The sequence below is a fragment of the Tepidanaerobacter sp. GT38 genome (assembly GCF_021991635.1).
Lineage (GTDB): Bacteria > Bacillota > Thermosediminibacteria > Thermosediminibacterales > Tepidanaerobacteraceae > DTU063.
The window spans coordinates 1-3,721 of sequence record NZ_JAFFJA010000101.1; the positions used below are offsets into that span (position 1 = coordinate 1).

Below are 3,721 nucleotides of genomic sequence, written 5' to 3' on the forward strand. Positions count from 1 at the left end.
AAGAAAAATTAGAACAAAAAACAATATGGGGGGTATTTTATGAATAAAGATGCTTTAAAACCGTTCACCATTAGATGGCTTACCAGAACGGCTATACTTTTGGCCATAACTTTAGCTTTTCAAAGGACGGGCTTTCTCTTAATATTCGATTACTACGGTTTTATTTTCTTGAATCCAACCGACTTTTGCACCTAGGGCTTCGCTGATGAACCTTACAGGTACCATAGTTCTGTTATTTTGCAGTACGGCAGTTGTATCAAAGGATATTGTTTTACCATTGACATCGGCTTTGTTTTCTCCGATTTTTAATTTTATTATATCGTTACCCTTCTCTATAATAACCATTCGATTGTCATTGTCCCAACTTACCTTTGCTCCGAGGCTTTCAGATACAAACCTTACCGGAACCATGGTTCTGTTGTCTTTGTTTATATAGGGCATTTGGTCAGGAAAAAGCACTTCTCTGCCGTTTACAAGAACCGTTATGTCATTTATTTGAACAGGAAGAGTGTACACGCTGTCTCCTATTTTTACCTGAATTTTAGCAGTGCCTCCATCGACTGCCTTAAAGGTAAGTGTTTTGGGGTCAAACCCTACAGGCTTATCATACACAACCTGCCAATCTCCGGCATATGGATAGCCAAGGGGTACTTTATTGCCACTGGAAGTAATTCCGTATACTTTGAGAGCTGTAGCTACACCTGCTTTTACCACAGGAGTTTCATTAACTACCTTATTTATCAGTGGAATGACCTGGTAATTCACTTTGCCGTTCGCAACATAAAACAATACTACAGCAGGTTCAGCTGCGTTTATATCTGGGATTGAAACATAGTGCACTCCATCTGTGGCCTTACTATTAAAGGGATTTGACTTGCCATTTGTTAATACCCATACGCCCTGACCGGTAGATTTAGCATGTTCTGTGAGAATTTTCTTTAGAAGATCGCCTTCCAATGTATCCGAAAAGCTTTCCGGAGCCCTGTCTATGACTACAAAGAGAGGTTTGGATTTATCCACGGATTTTAAATCATTTTGCAGATTTAACCACTGCTTATAATCGGTGGCGCGCAAACTACCCTTGGAGGCATCTAAAAAGATAAACGTAGCTTCTTTTTCAGTCAATACAGAATAGCCCTTCCCGCTAAATTTGTAATTCTCTAGTCCTTTTAGTTGAGAATTTAACGTGGTTTCATTGGTCCAGGGTGTCCCTACTATGGCAGTAAAACTGGCATTATGATTATTTAAAACGTTTTTGGCGAGCGCCAGTGTATTAACATTGTTTTGATTAGCCACCGGCATTGTGCCCAATGCTCCGAAGGTAAAACCGCTGCCCTTTTGATTTGCGGTATCAATCCACATTGAGCCAGAAGGGATTAGGGATTCATCGTATTTTCCGGAAACTAAAGCGGTAAGGTCATCCAAATAAATGGATCCAGCGTTTTTCTTGTCAGGGTTTGTCTCTACTACATAAATGGTCTTTAGTTTAAATGGTGCTTTGCCAGAAGGTAAATTTACTTCTACCCAGCGCCAATCGTGCCAGTCTACGCTTTTTGCAATATCAAGTAAGGTTTCCTTGCCTGAGGCATCCAAAACTGCTGCTCTAATCCATTCTCCATTGCCCTGGCCGTAAACCCTAATGCCAAATTTTGATGTACCTTCCGGCAGAGTTTTGCCGCCGTTTTCGAAGGCAAGGTAAGCTGCCCTGGTATCAGTTCCTTCTGTAAAATCATAGGTTAATTTGCCGGAGAACTGTCCGGAATATACTGGATCGGGTAGTGGGGTAATACTGAAGGAACCTTTTACGTATTCAGGATAAGACTGAAAGGCTTTGCCCTGTACACTTTCGAAGTCATCAATTAATATGCTTTGAAAGCCTGTTTGTACCAGCGCACCGGCTTTAAGGCCTGCAAATTCTGCTATAACTGCGCCCGTTGACGCGTTTTGCCCTGCCGTAAATTCTAAACCGCTTGCAAACCCAATCTCACCAACTACGTTTAACTTTACATCAGTAGACTCTAAAGGAGCTTTAAAGCCTTTGCTGTCAGTTACATACACATTAAAGACGGCTTTACTTCCAGGATTTACATGAATTTTTGAAGGTTCTACGGAAAGCATTACACTATCTTCTAATACCCGTATTTCCTGAGAGGCTTTAATATTACCTAAAGTTGCAACAACTTGCCCGGTGCCGCTTTTTTGAGCGGTAAACACATTGCCGTTAAAGTAACCAATATCACCTGTAACATTCCATTTAACTTGGCTTAAATCGCAGTCAACAATGTTGTAGTTTTTATCATATGCCATTACATTAAAGGTTCTATGGCTGTCCTTGGCGACATTAAAAGAAGATGCTGTGATTTTTAACCCGTAAATCTCACCTACAGGTGCCTTTGCAAAAACAGCCAAGGCATTTGGTATTAGCCGCTGGGTGCCCTCTGATGGGCTATTTATAACTTTTGCCTGAGTTTCATAAAAAGGCTTTACCACCATGGTAGAGGAACCGCCACCGTCTAGATTTAAGGCATTATAAGCACCTAGACTTAACATGAGTTGGGCAAGTTCCTGCTGGGTCATACCGCGGCTTTGAGCCTGACGGCCATCAACTACAACCATAATCATGGTCTTTTTATCAGCTGTAAACCCAATAGCAGTTCTGGGGTGGGTTCCAGCGATATTGTGAGAGAAAGTTTCAGGTATCTTGCCATTTTCAACTAAAACAGCACCGCCGCCTAAGAGCATTTTCAAATTAGAAATATCAGGAGTGATTTTGAGGTCCAATTCTATTGGGTCACCGATAGAAAAGCGGGTCTTTAAGAAATTTCCTCCATCACCCCAAGCCATCAGCACCAAACCGTCCTGAGGTATTTCGGCAGTCTTCCCCTCAGAAAAACTTACGATTCGGTTGTCCTTTACCGTAGCAAAGGTTAAATCAGGTGCACCTTCCCCTGGTTTAGGTGTAGTAGTGCCAAACTCAGGCGTATATACAAATATATTGTTATAACTGTTTCTGATCTTATTTACACCTTCAACAGTAAAGTAGCTGCGGTCCGGAGCGATCAATCTTCCTGAAAACTCTAGATTTAAAATCTCAGGAATCTTATCAAAGGTAAGGCCGATAGACGACATACCCAAGCCATTCAGCGGTGTAGAAATAAGTTTGCCGTTGATAATCTGCGGGCCAATAGGAGCAGAAGGCGTAGCAGTAACAAAGAAATCGCCGTTGATACCGGCTACCGCACCATTGTCCTGTACCATGCGGCTTAAGGAGTCTCTTTTGGAAAGTCCACCTTTCCCTATGATTGTGTCTACATCCACATTTTCAGAGTCTAAATTAACCCTTAAAATATGGATTTTTTGCCAGCCCTGAGACGTAAATAAGGTCTTGGCTTCGTACGTAACGCCGCCAGTCACAGGGAAACCCGTTATTTCTTCGTAAAGAAGAATTTCCTGGCCGAAAGCCGGCATGAGTGAAAATGCAAAAGCGAGGATAACCAGAATGCAAGGAATAAAGCGTTTTTTCAAATATTTGGCTAAGTTATGTATCATTTGTATCCCTCCAATTTATAGAGCAATTTTTCATAAATTTTTTACGATATCCCTCCTTGTTCTGATTCCCCCCAAATTACTGAAAATGCTATGTATCTATTATATCAGACGGATAAAAAAGTTAAAGGTTCCATCTAGAGTAAAAATATAGCTTAAATTGCAATATTAAATG

General features: G+C 41.2%; 1 protein-coding gene. It reads right to left on the minus strand.

Features of this window, described 5'->3' with window-relative positions; translation table 11 throughout:
• Nucleotides 1-138: 138 nt before the first annotated feature.
• On the minus strand, nt 139-3,549 hold the full coding sequence (locus JT739_RS11555) for a stalk domain-containing protein (RefSeq protein WP_237661281.1): 3,411 nt from the start codon (nt 3,547-3,549) through the stop codon (nt 139-141).
• Between the last annotated feature and the right edge of the window lie 172 nt (nt 3,550-3,721).